The sequence below is a fragment of the Streptomyces sp. NPDC021225 genome, from assembly GCF_044332865.1.
Taxonomy (GTDB): Bacteria; Actinomycetota; Actinomycetes; order Streptomycetales; family Streptomycetaceae; genus Streptomyces.
The window spans coordinates 1,701,972-1,717,006 of the sequence record NZ_JBIRPV010000001.1; the positions used below are offsets into that span (position 1 = coordinate 1,701,972).

A 15,035-nucleotide genomic window follows, 5' to 3' on the forward strand; every position below is an offset into this window, starting at 1 on the left:
ACGTTCGAGCGAGGGTCGGCCGCCCCTCGACTGTGCGAAGTCACCACAGCTCATAGCGGGTCTTGCCCAGGTCGTCGCGGCCTCGGGCGAATGCCGGGCACCGACTCGGTGGGGCGGGTGAACAGTGCCGGTAAACGCTTTCGTAACGTGGTGCTGGGAGCGGCGTTACGCGGGCCGGGCGGGCGGTTGCACGGAGTGTCGTACGACGACATGGGTGCCCAGCACCAGATGGTCGCCGTCGCTGCCCCGGCGGCGACCCGGTCCGGCCTCGCGCCGGTCGGCCACGGCGCGCAGCGCCACGCGGCCCATTTCCTCGTACGGCACGTGCACGGTGGTCAGCTGGGGGGTGAGCTGAGAGGCCAGCGGGATGTCGTCGTAGCCGACGATCGACACGTCCTCGGGCACCCTGAGGCCCGCCGCGCGCAGCGCCTGCATGGCCCCCGCGGCGACCACGTCGGTTCCGGCGAGTACCGCTGTGAAGTCCACTCCCTCCCGCAGGCTCGCCTCCACCGCGTCGTACCCGTGCCTGTAGTCGTAGGAGCCGTGCCGCACCATGCCCGGATCGAAGGGCACGCCGTACGCCTCGAAGGCCCGCTGGGCGCCGCTCAACCGGTCCTGGGCCGTGGTGAGGTCGGCAGGGCCCGGCAGCACCAGGACCCGCCGGTGGCCGACCGACAGGAGGTGGCTGGCCATGGCGTACGCGCCGCCCCCGTTGTCGTAGTCGACCGTCGTCGCCGGGACGTCGCCCTCCAGCGGCGGTCTGCCGACCAGCACGAGGTGTGAGCCCGCCGCGTCCAAGGAGCGCGCGAACCGACCCATCCGTAGCTGGTACTCGTCGAAGTCGTAGGCACCGCCGAGCAGGACGACCGCGGCCACGCCCTGCTGGCGCATCAGGTTCACCAGCGCCAGCTCCCGCTCGGGATCGTCCCCGGTCGTGCCGACCAGCGAGAGCCAGCCGCGCAGCGAGGCGGCCCCCTCGACACCCTGAGCCACGTGGGCGAAGGCCGCGCCGGTGATGTTGTTGATGAGGATCGCCACGGTCGGTGTGCCGCCACCGGCCAGGGAGCGGGCGTGGGCGTTGGTGACGTAGTCCAGGTCCTGTACGACCTTCATCACCCGGCGGCGCAGGTCGTCCGACACCGGATAGTTGCCGGACAGCACGCGCGACACGCTCGCCACGGAGACGCCCGCGCGCTCCGCCACGTCGCGGATGGTTGCCCGCCCGGCGTCAGCCGGCGCCTTACGCTGACTCACGTTGCGGCTCCTTCGCCGTAGTGACCGGTCGGTGCTGAAACCGTATCCCATCGTTACTCCTGGCAGGACTGCTTGTGGACGGCAGGACCGCCTGTCGGCCGCGGGGCGTCAGGCCACCCGGGCGAGATCCGCGTGCCGCACCTCGTGTGCCAGCGGAAGGCCCGCGGCCAGGCGCTCCAGCTCCTCCGTGACGATGCGGCCGAGCCGCTCCATCTCGTTGCCGAGCGAGCCCGCGATATGCGGGGTGAGGAAGACGTTGGGGAGCGTGTACAGCGGGGAGTCGGCCGACAGCGGCTCGGGTTCCGTGACGTCGAGGACCGCGTGCAGCCGGCCCGTGGCCAGCTCGTCGGTGAGCGCTTCGGGGTCGACCAGCGCGCCCCGGGAGGTGTTGATCAGCACACCGCCGTCCCGGATCAGGGCGAGCCGGGCCCGGTCGAGCATGCGGTGGGTCTCAGGGATGTCGGGGGCGTGGAGGGAGACGATGTCGCTGCGGCGCAGCAGATCTTCCAGGGACAGGAGGCCGACGCCGAGCGCGGCGGCCTCGGCGGCGTTCACATAGGGGTCGTAGAGCAGGACCTCGAAGTCGAACGGCCGCAGCAGGTCGAGGAGGCGACGGCCGACGCGCGAGGCGCCGATGATCCCGATCCGGCGGCCGAGGTTGCCGGTGGTGGCGGTCTCGGCGGGGGAGGGGCGGGCGTGTGTGGCGCGAAAGCGCTCGCGGTGCGTGAACGCGTCCTTCCCGGTCAGCAGGATCATCGCGAGCGTGTACTCGGCGACCGGCAGCGCGTTGCCGGTGACCGCGCTGGAGACGCTGATGCCGCGTTCCCACAGGGCCTCGCCGATGAGCGAGCGGACGGAGCCCCCGGCGTGCAGGACCGCGCGCAGGCGGGGCGCCGCGGTCAGGGTGTCCGCGTCGAGACGGGGGCAGTCCCAGCCGGTGATCAGCACCTCGGCGTCGGCCAGCGCCGCGATGGCACGCGGTGGGGTGAAGTCCTGGAGGACCAGCGAGGGGTCGATCTCGGCTGTCTGCTTCAGCCGTGCCATGAGAGGCGGGGGGAGGAGCAGGGGGAGGTGCACCGGATCCATGGCGAACACGGCCCTCGGCAGCTGGGCGCTGGGCATGACCCTCCTGAGGTGCGTGCGGGAAACATTTTCTGAAAGCGTCTTCTACGCTATATCCGGCCCGAACGAGGGTCAATCGATGGGCCCGGTGGCCGGGGCCCAGAAGCCGGGGCGGAAGCGACCTGGTGGTTCCCGGGGTTTTTCGAAAGTGTGAGAGGACTCTTGACGTACTTTCCGGACAGGCAGACACTCTGGCCACCGGTTGTAGGAACCGTTTGCTACCTGTTACTTCGCCTCACTCCGGAGGGAGCACGGATCCGTCGCCGGGATGTCGACGTCCGGCGTCAAGCGACCTGCCTGGAGTGACCTCCCGTATCTCTCATCTCCCTCTGTAAGCGCAAGGAGTTACGCATGTCCCCGTCCCCGTCACGCCGCACCGCCCTCCAGGCGGCCGGCGCCACCGTGCTCGCCGCCGGTCTCACCAACCTGACGGCCACGGCGGCCCGGGCGGAGGATCCCTCGCCCGGCGTGCCCCAGTTGGTGACGTACACCGTTCCGGCGGGAGCCCCGGTCAACACCGGCAGCTTCACCGTAAAGGTCCGTGTTCCCGGCGGCAGTTGGCAGACCCTCGGCGTCTACCGGCCCACCCTCGCCGAGATCAATCCCGCCACGGGCAGCAAGAAGCAGTACAACTCGAGCCTCGCCCACTTCGACTTCTCGGGGCAGGTCGAGGTCGAGGTGACGTACATCAAGGGCGGTGTGCAAAAGGTCCGGGTGCGGCCCGATTCCTACGGCATCAAGCCCGACGTACTCGCCGACACGCTCCGGTTCACCCTGGACAGACCGCGCAACATCGTCGTCCAGATCAACGACGACATCTTCGACTCCCTGCACCTGTTCGCCCGTGAGATCGAGAAGAAGCGGCCCAAGGCCGACGACCCCGACGTCATCTACTTCGGCCCCGGCATCCACAACACCGCCGACGGCTTCCTGAACGTCCCCTCCGGCAAGACCGTGTACGTCCACGGTGGCGCTGTCCTCAAGGCCACGGTCGTTTTCCGGGACGTGCGGAACTCCCAGCTCATCGGCCGGGGCATGCTCGCGGGGACGAAGGACGGCGGCACCCTCGTCGAGAGCTCGAAGAACATCGACATCGGCGCCGTCACCATGCTCAACCCCAACGGCTACGCCCTCAAGATCGCGGAGTCCACCGACGTCTCCGTCGAGGGCATGTGCTCCTTCAGCTCCAAGGGCTGGGGCGACGGCATCGACATCTTCTCCAGCACCCATGTCACCATCGACGGCGTCTTCATGCGCAACTCCGACGACTGCATCGCGATCTACACCCACCGCTGGGACTACTACGGCGACACCAAGAACATCACCGTCAAGAACTCCACCCTCTGGGCGGACGTCGCCCACCCCATCAACGTGGGCACGCACGGCAACACCGATGACCCCGAGGTCCTGGAGAACCTCACCTTCAAGAACCTCGACATCTGCGACCACCGCGAACCCCAGATGGGCTACCAGGGCTGCCTCGCGCTCAACGCGGGCGACTCCAACCTGATCAGGAACGTGCGCGTCGACGGCATGCGCGTCGAGGACTTCCGCTGGGGCCAGCTCATCCACATGCGCGTCATGTACAACACGAAGTACAACACCTCGGTCGGCCGCGGCATCGAGAACGTCTACGTCAAGGACCTCTCCTACACCGGCAAACCGCTCGCGACCTGCATGGTGCTCGGCTACGACGCCGACCACCCGATCAAGGACGTCACCTTCGAGAACCTCGTCCTGGGCGGCGCGGTCATCGCCGACTCGATGAAGAAGCCCGGCTGGTACCTCACCACCGACTTCGTGCCGATGCACGTCAACGAGCACGTCACGAACCTCAGGTTCATCACCACCGCCGAGGCAGAGGCGGCCGCAGCGTCATGACGACCCCCGCACCGAGCCGCCGCGGCTTCCTCGGCGGCACCGCGGCCCTGCTGCTGGCCTCGGGCGCGAGCGGACTGCTCGCGCCCGGCCCGGCGCAGGCCCAGGACAACACCGGCCTCCGGGCCTTCGCCCACCCCGGGCTGCTGCACAGTGCCGCGGACCTCGCCCGGATGAAGTCGGCGGTCGCCGCCAAGGAATCCCCCGTCTACGACGGATACCTGGCGCTCGCCGCCAACGCCCGCTCCCAGGCGTCGTACACCGTGCAGAACACCGGCCAGATCACCTCCTGGGGCCGTGGCCCCTCCAACTTCATGAACCAGGCCGTGGCCGACTCGGCCGCCGCCTACCAGAACGCCCTCATGTGGTGCGTGACCGGCGAGCGCGCCCATGCCGACAAGGCCCGCGACATTCTGGGCGCCTGGTCGGCCTCGCTCACCGCCGTCACCGGAGCGGACGGCCCGCTCGGCGCCGGGCTCCAGGCCTTCAAGTTCGTCAACGCGGCAGAGCTGCTGCGGCACACCGGCTACGACGGCTGGGACATGGCCGACATCACGCGCTGTGAGGAGTCCTTCCTGCGCGTGTGGTATCCGGCCGTGTCGCCGTACATGCTGTACGCCAACGGCAACTGGGACCTCACCTCCCTCCAGACCATCCTCGCCATCGGCGTCTTCTGTGAGGAGCCCGCGCTCTTCGAGGACGCCCTGCGCTTCGCCGCGGCCGGCGCGGGCAACGGCAGCGTCCGGAACCGCGTCGTCACCGACGAGGGCCAGGGCCAGGAGAGCGGCCGCGACCAGGCCCATGAACAGCTCGCCGTCGGCCTGATGGGTGACGCCGCGCAGGTCGCCTGGAACCAGGGCGTCGACCTGTGGGGCTTCGACGACCATCGCATCCTGGCCAACGCCGAGTACGCAGCCCGCTACAACCTGGGCGGCGATGTCCCCTTCACACCCGACCTCGACCGCACCGGCAAATACATCAAGACGACCGTCTCGAACAAGGTCCGCGGCACGCTGCCGCCGATCTACGAGATGTACTACGCCCACTACGCCGGTGTGCGGGGCCTGGACACCCCGTACACGAAGAGCGCGGTCTTCCGGGGCACGGACGGCGCCCGCGTCGTCGAGGGCGGCAACGACGACCTGCCGAGCTGGGGCACCCTCGCCTACGCGGGGGCCAAGGCCCCCTCGCCGGCCGCGCCCACACCGCCGGCCGGCGTCACAGCGGTGGGGAAGGACCAGGCCGTCACCGTGACCTGGCTGCCCTCCGCCTGGGCGGACTCGTACGCGGTCCTGCGCGCCACCAGCCCCGAGGGCTCGTACGAGCGGATCGCCTCCGGCATCGACAAGCCGACGTACACCGACAGCGACGTACATGCCGGACGGATGTACTACTACACAGTCAGCGCCACCAACGCGCTGGGCACGAGCGGCCACTCGGGCCGGGCGTCGGCCACCGCCGGGCTCCCGGGCCCCTGGTCCACCCGGGACGTGGGGGACGTCGCGATCCCCGGCTCCGCCGCCTTCGACGGCGAGCGCTTCGTCCTGGAGGCGAGCGGCACCGCGGACACCTACCGCCTGGCGCACCTCCCGCTGTCCGGCGACGGCACGGTCACCGCGCGGATCGTGTGGCCGCTCAGCTCGCAGTACTCCAAGATCGGCGTCACCGTGCGCGGCTCCCTCGACGCGGCCGCCCCGCACGCCTCGATGCTGATCCAGGGGCTGCCGCTGCACACCTGGAGCGGCGTGTGGACCGTGCGCCCGAAGGCCGGGGCGTCCGTCTCGGCCACCGGCAGCACCCCCGTGCCGCCGTCCCAGCAGGAGTCGATCACCACCAAGGCCTCCTTCCCGATCTCCGACCTCGGTGAGCTGCCCGAGTCGGCCACACCGCTGGAGGCCCCGTACGTCGAGGGCGCGGGCGACGGCTACCGGCTGCGGGCGCCGTACTGGGTGCGGGTGACCCGGAAGGGCAGCCGCTGCACCGGAGCCATCTCCCCGGATGGCATCCGGTGGACGGAAGTCGGCTCCACCGAGGTCGACCTGGGGGGTACCGCGTACGCGGGGCTCGCGCTCACCTCCTGCCTGGGCGTCGACGAGGACTACGCCGAGACCGGCACCGGCGCCTTCGACAACGTCACCGTGACCTCCGCCTCCGGCGAGGGCTGGTCGGTGCCGCGCCCCGCGCGCACCGCCACCGACCTGCGGGCCCGGGCCGGCGCCGACGCCGTCGAGCTCGCCTGGACGGATTCCGACCCCGCCGCCCGCTACACCGTGCTGAGAGCGGCGCGCGCGGGCGGCCCCTACGGGACGCTCGCCACCGGCGTCCAAGCGGTCGGCTTCGGCACCCGGGTCCGGTACGCGGACGCGACCGGGACGCCCGGGAAGACGTACCACTACGCCGTCGCGAAGACCAGCACGAGCGGGCGCGGACCGCGTTCGACCTCGGCGAGCGCCGAGATGCCGAGGCCGTCCATTCCCCGACTCACCTCCCCAACCACCGCTTTCGCCAACAAGGGCGCCGACTTTCGCCATCTGCTGCGGGCCTCGCACGAGCCCATACGGTTCACCGCGGTCGGTCTGCCCGAAGGCCTGCGCATCGACAAGCGCACCGGACTCGTCTCCGGAATCCCCACCGAGACCGGAGAGTTCTCGGTCACGACCACCGCGGGCAACGCCTCCGGGACGGCATCCGGCACCCTGACCCTTACGGTCGGCACGCCCCCACCCGACCCGTGGTCCCACGGCGATCTCGGCGATGTCGTCCTCGACGACCGTGCCTTCGGGACCTTCGGCGTGGTGGCGATCCGTACCCCGGGCAGCACGTCGTACCACGAAGGGACCTTCACCGTCCGCGGCGCCGGTGTGGACCTGACCGTCAACAACCAGGGGATGACCGGGCAGTTCGTGCGGCAGCCCGTCATCGGGGACTGTCAGGTCACCGCCCGTCTCATCTCTGGTACCGGTGCCACCGCCGACCGCGTCGGCCTGCTGATGGCCAAGTCCCTGTCCCCCTTCGACCAGGCGGCCGGAGCGATCGTCACGGCCGGGACCAGCGCGCAGCTCATGCTGCGCACCACCGTGGCGGGCGCCTCCGCGTTCTCCGGCACCACCACCGTCCGACTCCCTCTGCTGCTGCGGCTGACGCGCACCGGGACCGCCTTCGCCGCGGCTGTCTCGGCCGATGACGGCGCCACGTGGACCTCCCTCGCCTCCGGGGAGATCTCCGGCTTCGGTGACGCCCCCTACTACGTGGGTCTCGTGGTCTGCTCCCGCAGCCCGCTGGCCCACAGCGCCACGCGGTTCGAGGAGGTGAGCGTCAGCGCACCGGGCTGAAGGTGCCCCTCACTCCGCGACCGGCAGCCGGCGCAGCCTGACCACGCTCGCCGGGTCCGAGTGCCGGTCGTGGCTCAGCTCCCAGCCCAGCTCGCGGGCCGCCCGGACGACGTACTCGGCGCCGACGCCGCGGAAGCAGCGCAGCTCGACGTCGTACGGGCCGGGCGGCGGGGGCTTCTTGGCGGCACGGGCGTCCGCTTCCTTGCGGGTCCACTCGGCGAGCTTCTTGTCGACGCGCGCCCGGTAGAAATCCGCGTCGCCCTCGTGCAGCAGCTCGGGGAGCGTCACACACCAGCGCGGCCACACCGCCACGCGGTCCCCGGCCCAGTCGATCAGTGAGAAGAAGCCCTTCTCGAACCCGGGTATCAGCGCGAGCACCTCCCCGACGACCGCGACCGCGAGGAGGACCAGGAAGCCGGCCACCAGCAGCACCCACCACACCGGCAGGACCAGCACGGTGAGCAGGAACACGGGCACCAGCAGGGCCAGGGGACGGGCGGGGAGCGGCCCCCAGGCGTCGTCGCGCTCCACGGACGGTCCTCTCACGGCATCGGGCATACGTACGGGCCGCCGGGCGGAACCCGCCCGACGGCCCGTGCATTGTGTCAGTCTCCTACTTGGCGACCGCGTCCAGGGCGTCCGCGATGCCGGCCCCGTAGAAGCCGTTGTACGCGGGGCTGCCCTCGCACACCGCGTCGACCTTGCCGTCACCGTTGATGTCGTACGGGTCGGGGCAGGCGGTGTCGTCGGCCTGGGCCTTGAGCAGCGCCTTGACCTGCCCGGCGGAGGCGTGCGGGTGGGTGCTCTTGATGAGCGCCGCCACACCGGCCACATGCGGGGAGGCCATGGAGGTGCCCGCCATGTAGCCGTACTTGCCGCCCGGGAGGGTGTTGTAGATGAGCCCGCTCTCCGCCGGGGGCGCCGGCTTCTGGTACACGGTGCTGTCGCCGCCGGGGGCGGCGATGTCGATCACACCGAGACCGTAGTTGGAGAAGGAGGACTTGAGCCCCTTGGCCCCGGTCGAGGCCACGGTGACCACGCCCGGCAGCTGGGTGGGGATGTCCAGGCAGGTGCGCGGGTCGATCTCGCGGTCGCCCGGGGTGGTGTCGTTGGGGCTGGAGGGGTCGGTGATGGAGTCGGCGGCCAGGTCGTAGCTCTCGTTGCCCGCCGCGGCCACATTGACCACGCCCTTGCGCTCCGCGTAGCGCGTGGCGCGGGTGACGGCGTCGACGAGGGCCTTCTGGTCCGGGTCGGTGGTGCAGTTGAAGTACCAGGGGTCGGTGTAATAGCTGTTGTTGGTGACGTCCACGCCGTGCTCGGCGGCCCAGACGAAGCCGCACACCACGGCCTCGGTGTAGAAGAAGCCGTCGGTCGTGGACACCTTGATGCCGGAGACCTTGACGCCCGGGGCCACCCCGGTGACGCCGATGCCGTTCTTCGCGGCGGCGATCTCCCCGGCGACATGGGTGCCGTGCGGGCTCTCGGAGGCCGAGGGCCGCCAGGCGCCGTCGGCGGTGTTCGGCTTGCCGCCGACGCAGTTGACCGACGCCTTGCGGTCGAAGTTGGGGGCGAGGTCGGGGTGGGTGTCGTCCACGCCGGTGTCGATCACGCCCACGGTGACGTCCCGGCTGCCCAGGCTCTTCTCGTGGGCCTTGTCCGCCTTTATGGCGGGCAGGTCCCACTGGAGCGGCTCCAGCGGGTCCTGCCCGGCGGCGGCCCGCGCGGCGACGGCCTTCTGCTGCTTCTCGGTCAGCATCTGCGGCGCGCCCATGTCGGTGGTGGACTGGGCCGACAGCGGGGCGGTGCGGGTGGAGCCCGCGGAGGCCACGCCGCGCACGGTGCGGATGGTCTTGGCGAAGTCGGGGTTGGCGGAGTGGACGACGATGACGCCGATCCGGTCGTACGAGATGACCACGCTGCCGCCGGCCTCGGCGATGGCCTTCTTCACCCGGGCCGCGTTCCCGTGGCCGGGCCGGGTGTTGACGACATAGCTCAGCGACGGGCCGTCGGCCGTGGCGCCCGAGGCCGTGGCCGGGCCGTCGCCGGAGCCGCCGGCGGCGGTGGCGGTCGTGGGCAGGAAGGCCAGGGCGGCCGTCAGCGCCAGGGCGGCCGGTATGGCGGCGGTGCGCGGCGGCAGGGCGGAGGAGCGTGACGTCATGGGTACTCCGGTTCTGATGGTTGGGCGGGCTGGGGCGTGGGGCGTGACGCTGCGGCCGCTCACTTGGTGACCGCGTCCAGCGCGTCGACGATGCCGTAGCCGTAGAAGCTGTTGATGTGCTTGGTGCCGGCGCAGGCGGCGTCTATGTCACCGTCGCCGTCCGGGTCGTACGGGCCGGTGGGGCAGCCCGGGTTGTCCGCCTGGGCCTTCAGCAGCCACTGGATCTCCTGCGGGCTCGCCTTGGGGTGCGTGCTCTTCAGGAGCGCCGCGACCCCCGCCACATGCGGCGAGGCCATCGAGGTGCCCTGGAGATAGGCGTAGTCGCCGCCGGGCATGGTGGACAGGATGCGGCCGTCCTTGGCGGGCAGCTCGGGCACCTGGTACTTGTCGCCGCCGGGGCCCGCCACATCGATCTGCCCCAGGCCGTAGTTGGAGTAGTACGACTTCAGGGAGGTCACGCCGGTCGCGGCGACCGTGACCACGCCGGGCAGCTGGGTGGGCACGTCCGGGCAGGCCGACGGGTCGACGGTGCGCTCGACGGGGGTGGTGTCGTTGGGGCTGCTGGTGTCCGTGAGCGAGCCGGCCGCGAGGTCCTGGCTGGAGTTGCCCGCCGAGGCGACGTTGACCACGCCCTTGCGCTGCGCGTACGCCGTGGCCCTGCCGACGGCGTCGACGATCGCCTTCTGGTCCGGGTCGGCCACGCAGTTGTACTTCCACGGGTCCACGTAGTAGCTGTTGTTCGTCACCTCGACGCCGTGGTCGGCGGCGAAGACGAAGGCGCACACCACGCTCTCCGCGTAGAACAGGCTCGTCGTCGGCTCGCTGACCTTGATGGCGGAGACCTTCACCCCGGGCGCGACCCCGGCCACGCCCACGCCGTTGCGCGCGGCGGCGATCTCCCCGGCCACATGCGTGCCGTGGTAGTCCTCGGCCGGGTCCCACGGGCGCCAGGCACCGGGGCTGGTGTCGGCCACGCCGCCGACGCAGCTGGCCGACTGGGCGCGCGAGAAGTTGGGGGCCAGGTCGGGGTGGGTGTCGTCCACGCCGGTGTCGATGACCGCGACGGTGACCTTGCGGCTGCCCGGGTTGACCTTGGCGGCCTGGTCGGCCTTGATGGCGGGGATGTCCCACTGGAGGGACTCCAGCGGCTCCTGCCCGGCGGCCCGCGCCTTCGCCGCGGCGGTCTCCGAGGTACGGGGCGCCGCCACCTTCTCGGGTTGGCCGACCTCGGTGGTGGCGGCGGCGGTCAGCGGCGCGGTGCGGGACGCACCCGCGGACTGGACGCCGCGCACCTGACGGATCGTCTTGGCGAAATCGGGGTCAGCCGAACGGGCGACGATGACTCCTATTCGGTCATAGGTGGCCACCACCGAGCCGTGAGCGGCGGTGATCGCCTTCTCCACCTTGCCGACGGTGCCCTGGTCGGTGGCGGTGTTGACCACGTACGACAGCGACGGGCCGTCGGCCGTGGCCGAAGAGGTGGGCGCGCCCCGGGGGATGGCCGAGGCCGCCTGGGGGAGCAGGACGAGGGACGCGGTGAGCGCCAGCCCGGCCGGCACCGCCGCCAGGGCGCGCCGTCGTCTGATGCCCGGATGTGCCGGTCTGCGATGAGCCATGGGGTCTCCACATCATCCGTACAGACCGCCCGGCGCGAGTCGCGCGTAGGCGGGTACATGACGAGCGAAACTATCGTTGATCAAGGGCCTCATCAAGGCATTCCGGAGGAAATCGCGCCACAGTACCCGGAGTCAAACACTCCATCGGCTTATTCCTCCCTTTCAACTACCAGCCTCTGTCGAACGGCCCGGCCTCCCCCTACCATGCGTGATCTGGATCACGAGAACCACCGTACTTACGTCCCGTCAGAACGCCAGTCACCGGGAGAGACCGTGGACACCGCGCCGGCCAGCGATCGCCCTGACGATCAGCGACAGCAAGAAGATTCCCCGTACGTCGAGGTGCAAGCGAGTGCGGAGTTCGGCGAACTGCGCCGCACCCACCGCTCGTTCGCCTTTCCGCTCACCATCGCGTTCGTCAGCTGGTACCTGCTGTACGTGCTGCTGTCCAACTACGCGGACGGCTTCATGGACACCAAGGTGGCCGGCAACGTCAACGTCGCTCTGGTGTTCGGCCTCGCTCAGTTCCTGACCACCTTCCTCATCGCCTGGTGGTACTCCCGGCACGCCGCCGCCAAGCTCGACCCGCAGTCGGCGGCGATCAAGTCAACTCTGGACGGTGGCGCATGAGTATCCATCAGCTCGCGGTCGACAGCGCGTCCGACAACCGGCCGCTGATCATCACACTGTTCTCGGTCTTCGTCCTCGCGACCCTCGGCATCACCGTGTGGGCCGGCCGCCAGACCAAGGACGCCAACGACTTCTACGCCGGCGGCCGCTCCTTCAGCGGCTTCCAGAACGGCCTGGCCATCTCCGGCGACTACATGTCCGCCGCATCCTTCCTCGGCATCGCCGGTGCCATCGCGCTGGCCGGCTACGACGGATTCCTGTACTCGATCGGCTTCCTCGTCGCCTGGCTGGTCGCCCTCCTGCTGGTCGCCGAGCCGCTGCGCAACACCGGCCGCTACACGATGGGCGATGTGCTCGCCTACCGGATGCGCCAGCGCCCGGTCCGCACCGCCGCGGGCGTCTCCACCATCGTCGTGTCGATCTTCTATCTGCTGGCCCAGATGGCGGGCGCGGGCGTGCTGGTCTCCCTGCTGCTGGGCATCACCAACGAGGCGGGGAAGGTCCTCATCGTCGTCCTGGTCGGCGTGGTGATGATCCTCTATGTGACCATCGGCGGTATGAAGGGCACCACCTGGGTGCAGATGGTCAAGGCCGTCATGCTGATCGCGGGCGCCCTGCTGATGACCTTCCTGGTGCTGCTCAAGTTCGACTTCAACGTGTCCGACCTGCTGGGCGAGGCGGCGAAGAACAGCGGCATCGGTCACGCGTTCCTGGAGCCCGGCCTCAAGTACGGGCTCACCCCCACCACCAAGCTCGACTTCATCTCGCTCGGCATCGCCCTGGTGCTGGGCACCGCGGGCCTGCCGCACATCCTCATCCGCTTCTACACCGTCCCCACGGCCAAGGCCGCCCGTACGTCGGTGAACTGGGCGATCGGCATCATCGGCGCGTTCTATCTGATGACCATCGCGCTGGGTTTCGGCGCCGCCGCGCTGCTGGACCGGAACGACATCACGACATCGAACAAGGCCGGGAACACCGCCGCGCCGCTGCTCGCCGAGGAACTCGGCGGCCCGGTGCTGCTCGCCGTGATCTCCGCGGTGGCGTTCGCGACGATCCTCGCCGTCGTCGCCGGGCTCACCCTCGCCTCCTCGTCCTCCTTCGCGCACGACCTGTACGCCAACGTCATCCGCAAGGGCCAGGCCACGCAAGCGGAGGAGGTCAGGGCCGCGCGCTGGGCGACCGTCGGCATCGGCATCGTCGCCGTCGTGCTCGGGGTCTTCGCCCGCGACCTCAACGTCGCCGGACTCGTCGCACTGGCCTTCGCGGTCGCCGCGTCCGCCAACCTGCCGACGATCCTCTACAGCCTGTTCTGGAAGCGGTTCACCACCCAGGGCGCGCTGTGGTCCATCTACGGCGGGCTGGTCTCCTCGGTCGTCCTGGTGCTCTTCTCGCCGGTCGTCTCCGGCAAGGAGACCTCCATGTTCAAGCACGCCGACTTCTACTGGTTCCCGCTGGAGAACCCGGGACTGATCTCCATCCCGCTGGGCTTCCTGCTCGGCTGGGTGGGGTCCCTGCTGTCCAAGGAGGAGCCGGACAAGGCCAAGTACGCCGAGCTGGAGGTGCGCTCGCTCACCGGCCACGGCGCGCACTGACACCCCACCCGGCTGCGGCCCCGCCGCGGACCGGCCCGATGGCGCGGTGAGATTCACGAAACCCTGAATGTCACAGGCGTCGCGTACGCTGCGGGATAACTGACCGAAGCGTAGAGAAGGCGCGACATCGGGCACCAGTCCAGTCCGCGGAGGGGCCGCCATGCTGATCGACACGTACGGTCGTATCGCCACGGACCTGCGCGTATCGCTCACCGACCGGTGCAATCTGCGCTGCACCTATTGCATGCCGGAAGAGGGCCTTCAGTGGCTCGCCAAGCCGGACCTGCTCACCGACGACGAGATCGTCCGGCTGATCCGGATAGCCGTCGCGGACCTCGGGGTCACCGAGGTCCGCTTCACCGGCGGCGAGCCGCTGCTGCGCCCCGGGCTGGTCTCCATCGTCGAGCGCTGCGCCGCCCTCGACCCGCGCCCCCGGATGTCGCTCACCACCAACGGCATCGGCCTGGAGCGCACCGCGGCCGCCCTGCGCGGCGCCGGCCTGGACCGGGTCAATGTCTCGCTGGACACCCTGCGCCCCGAGGTCTTCCAGACCATGACCCGGCGCAAGCGCCACGCCGACGTCCTGCGCGGCCTGGAGGCCGCCCACGCCGCCGGGCTCACCCCGGTCAAGGTCAACGCCGTGCTGATGCCCGGGCTCAATGACGACGAGGCCCCCGACCTGCTCGCCTGGGCCATCGGACACGGCTACGAGCTGCGCTTCATCGAGCAGATGCCGCTGGACGCCCAGCACGGCTGGAAGCGCGACGGCATGATCACCGCCGGGGACATCCTGGCGAGTCTGCGCACGCGCTTCGAACTCACCTCCGAAGGCGACGGGGAGCGCGGCTCCGCCCCCGCCGAGCGCTGGCTGGTCGACGGCGGCCCGGCCCGCGTCGGGGTCATCGCCTCGGTCACCCGCCCCTTCTGCCGAGCCTGCGACCGCACCCGGCTCACCGCCGACGGACAGGTGCGCACCTGCCTGTTCGCCCGCGAGGAGTCCGACCTGCGCGGCGCGCTGCGCTCCGGCGCGCCGGATGAGGAGATCGCCCGGCTCTGGCGGCTGGCCATGTGGGGCAAGAAGGCCGGATCCGGCCTGGACGACCCCTCGTTCCTCCAGCCCGACCGCCCGATGTCAGCGATCGGCGGCTGACGCCCACTCCTCCAGGGGCACCACGTCCTTGAGGAAGCCGCGCACCCCGAGGAAGTCGGACAGATAGCCGCGGTGCTCCTCGCAGGCCAGCCAGGTCTTGCGGCGCTCCGGCGTGTGGATCTTCGGGTTGTTCCAGGCCAGCACCCACACGGCGGGGGCGCGGCAACCCTTCGCGGAGCAGATGACGACGTCGGGCTCGGAGGCGGACTCGGGAGTGTTCACACCGCAAACTCTACGGAAGCCGCGCTGGACATGGCGACGCCGGGCAGCCACGGGGGGAGCCGCCCGGCGTCGGTCCAT

Annotated in this window: 11 protein-coding genes; 5 read left to right on the plus strand and 6 right to left on the minus strand. The window is 70.5% G+C overall.

Annotated elements, in window-relative coordinates; all coding sequences use genetic code 11:
* Positions 1–165: 165 nt before the first annotated feature.
* The gene (locus ACH4S9_RS07810) at positions 166–1,254 is read right to left on the minus strand and encodes a LacI family DNA-binding transcriptional regulator (protein WP_398370416.1); all 1,089 of its coding nucleotides are present in this window, start codon (positions 1,252–1,254) and stop codon (positions 166–168) included.
* Between the two features lie 108 nt (positions 1,255–1,362).
* The gene (locus ACH4S9_RS07815; protein WP_398370418.1) at positions 1,363–2,376 is read right to left on the minus strand and encodes a hydroxyacid dehydrogenase; all 1,014 of its coding nucleotides are present in this window, start codon (positions 2,374–2,376) and stop codon (positions 1,363–1,365) included.
* 351 nt (positions 2,377–2,727) lie between these two features.
* On the opposite strand from ACH4S9_RS07815, the gene ACH4S9_RS07820 reads away from it, so the two are divergent.
* Positions 2,728–4,257 carry a glycosyl hydrolase family 28 protein gene (locus ACH4S9_RS07820; RefSeq protein WP_398370420.1) on the plus strand — a complete coding sequence of 510 codons (1,530 nt, stop codon included), beginning with the start codon at positions 2,728–2,730 and terminating at the stop codon, positions 4,255–4,257.
* Positions 4,254–7,586, plus strand: a complete 3,333-nt coding sequence (locus ACH4S9_RS07825) for an alginate lyase family protein (RefSeq protein ID WP_398370422.1) — start codon at positions 4,254–4,256, stop codon at positions 7,584–7,586. Before ACH4S9_RS07820 ends, ACH4S9_RS07825 begins: the two co-directional genes overlap by 4 nt.
* 9 nt (positions 7,587–7,595) lie before the next feature.
* Here the strand turns inward: ACH4S9_RS07825 and ACH4S9_RS07830 are convergent, their stop codons facing one another.
* From ACH4S9_RS07830 to ACH4S9_RS07840, 3 genes are all read right to left on the minus strand, one after another.
* Entirely contained in the window at positions 7,596–8,132 is a 537-nt protein-coding gene (locus ACH4S9_RS07830) for a hypothetical protein (RefSeq protein WP_311725026.1), read from the minus strand.
* A 67-nt stretch (positions 8,133–8,199) separates the two neighbouring features.
* Positions 8,200–9,744, minus strand: coding sequence for a S8 family peptidase (locus ACH4S9_RS07835; RefSeq protein ID WP_398370424.1), 1,545 nt, complete (start codon positions 9,742–9,744; stop codon positions 8,200–8,202).
* A gap of 59 nt (positions 9,745–9,803) precedes the next feature.
* The gene (locus tag ACH4S9_RS07840; protein WP_398370426.1) at positions 9,804–11,360 is read right to left on the minus strand and encodes a S8 family serine peptidase; all 1,557 of its coding nucleotides are present in this window, start codon (positions 11,358–11,360) and stop codon (positions 9,804–9,806) included.
* A gap of 273 nt (positions 11,361–11,633) precedes the next feature.
* Here ACH4S9_RS07840 and ACH4S9_RS07845 point away from each other — a divergent pair, with 273 nt between their 5' ends.
* From ACH4S9_RS07845 to moaA, 3 genes are all read left to right on the plus strand, one after another.
* Positions 11,634–11,990 carry a DUF485 domain-containing protein gene (locus ACH4S9_RS07845; RefSeq protein ID WP_311725029.1) on the plus strand — a complete coding sequence of 119 codons (357 nt, stop codon included), beginning with the start codon at positions 11,634–11,636 and terminating at the stop codon, positions 11,988–11,990.
* Positions 11,987–13,585, plus strand: a complete 1,599-nt coding sequence (locus ACH4S9_RS07850) for a cation acetate symporter (RefSeq protein WP_311725030.1) — start codon at positions 11,987–11,989, stop codon at positions 13,583–13,585. Before ACH4S9_RS07845 ends, ACH4S9_RS07850 begins: the two co-directional genes overlap by 4 nt.
* Positions 13,586–13,745: 160 nt before the next feature.
* Positions 13,746–14,735 (plus strand): GTP 3',8-cyclase MoaA, encoded by a 990-nt coding sequence (gene moaA, locus ACH4S9_RS07855; protein ID WP_358848494.1) that lies wholly within the window; start codon positions 13,746–13,748, stop codon positions 14,733–14,735.
* Here the strand turns inward: moaA and ACH4S9_RS07860 are convergent.
* Positions 14,718–14,957 (minus strand): hypothetical protein, encoded by a 240-nt coding sequence (locus ACH4S9_RS07860; protein ID WP_361183762.1) that lies wholly within the window; start codon positions 14,955–14,957, stop codon positions 14,718–14,720. The genes moaA and ACH4S9_RS07860 overlap by 18 nt on opposite strands.
* Positions 14,958–15,035 lie beyond the last annotated feature (78 nt).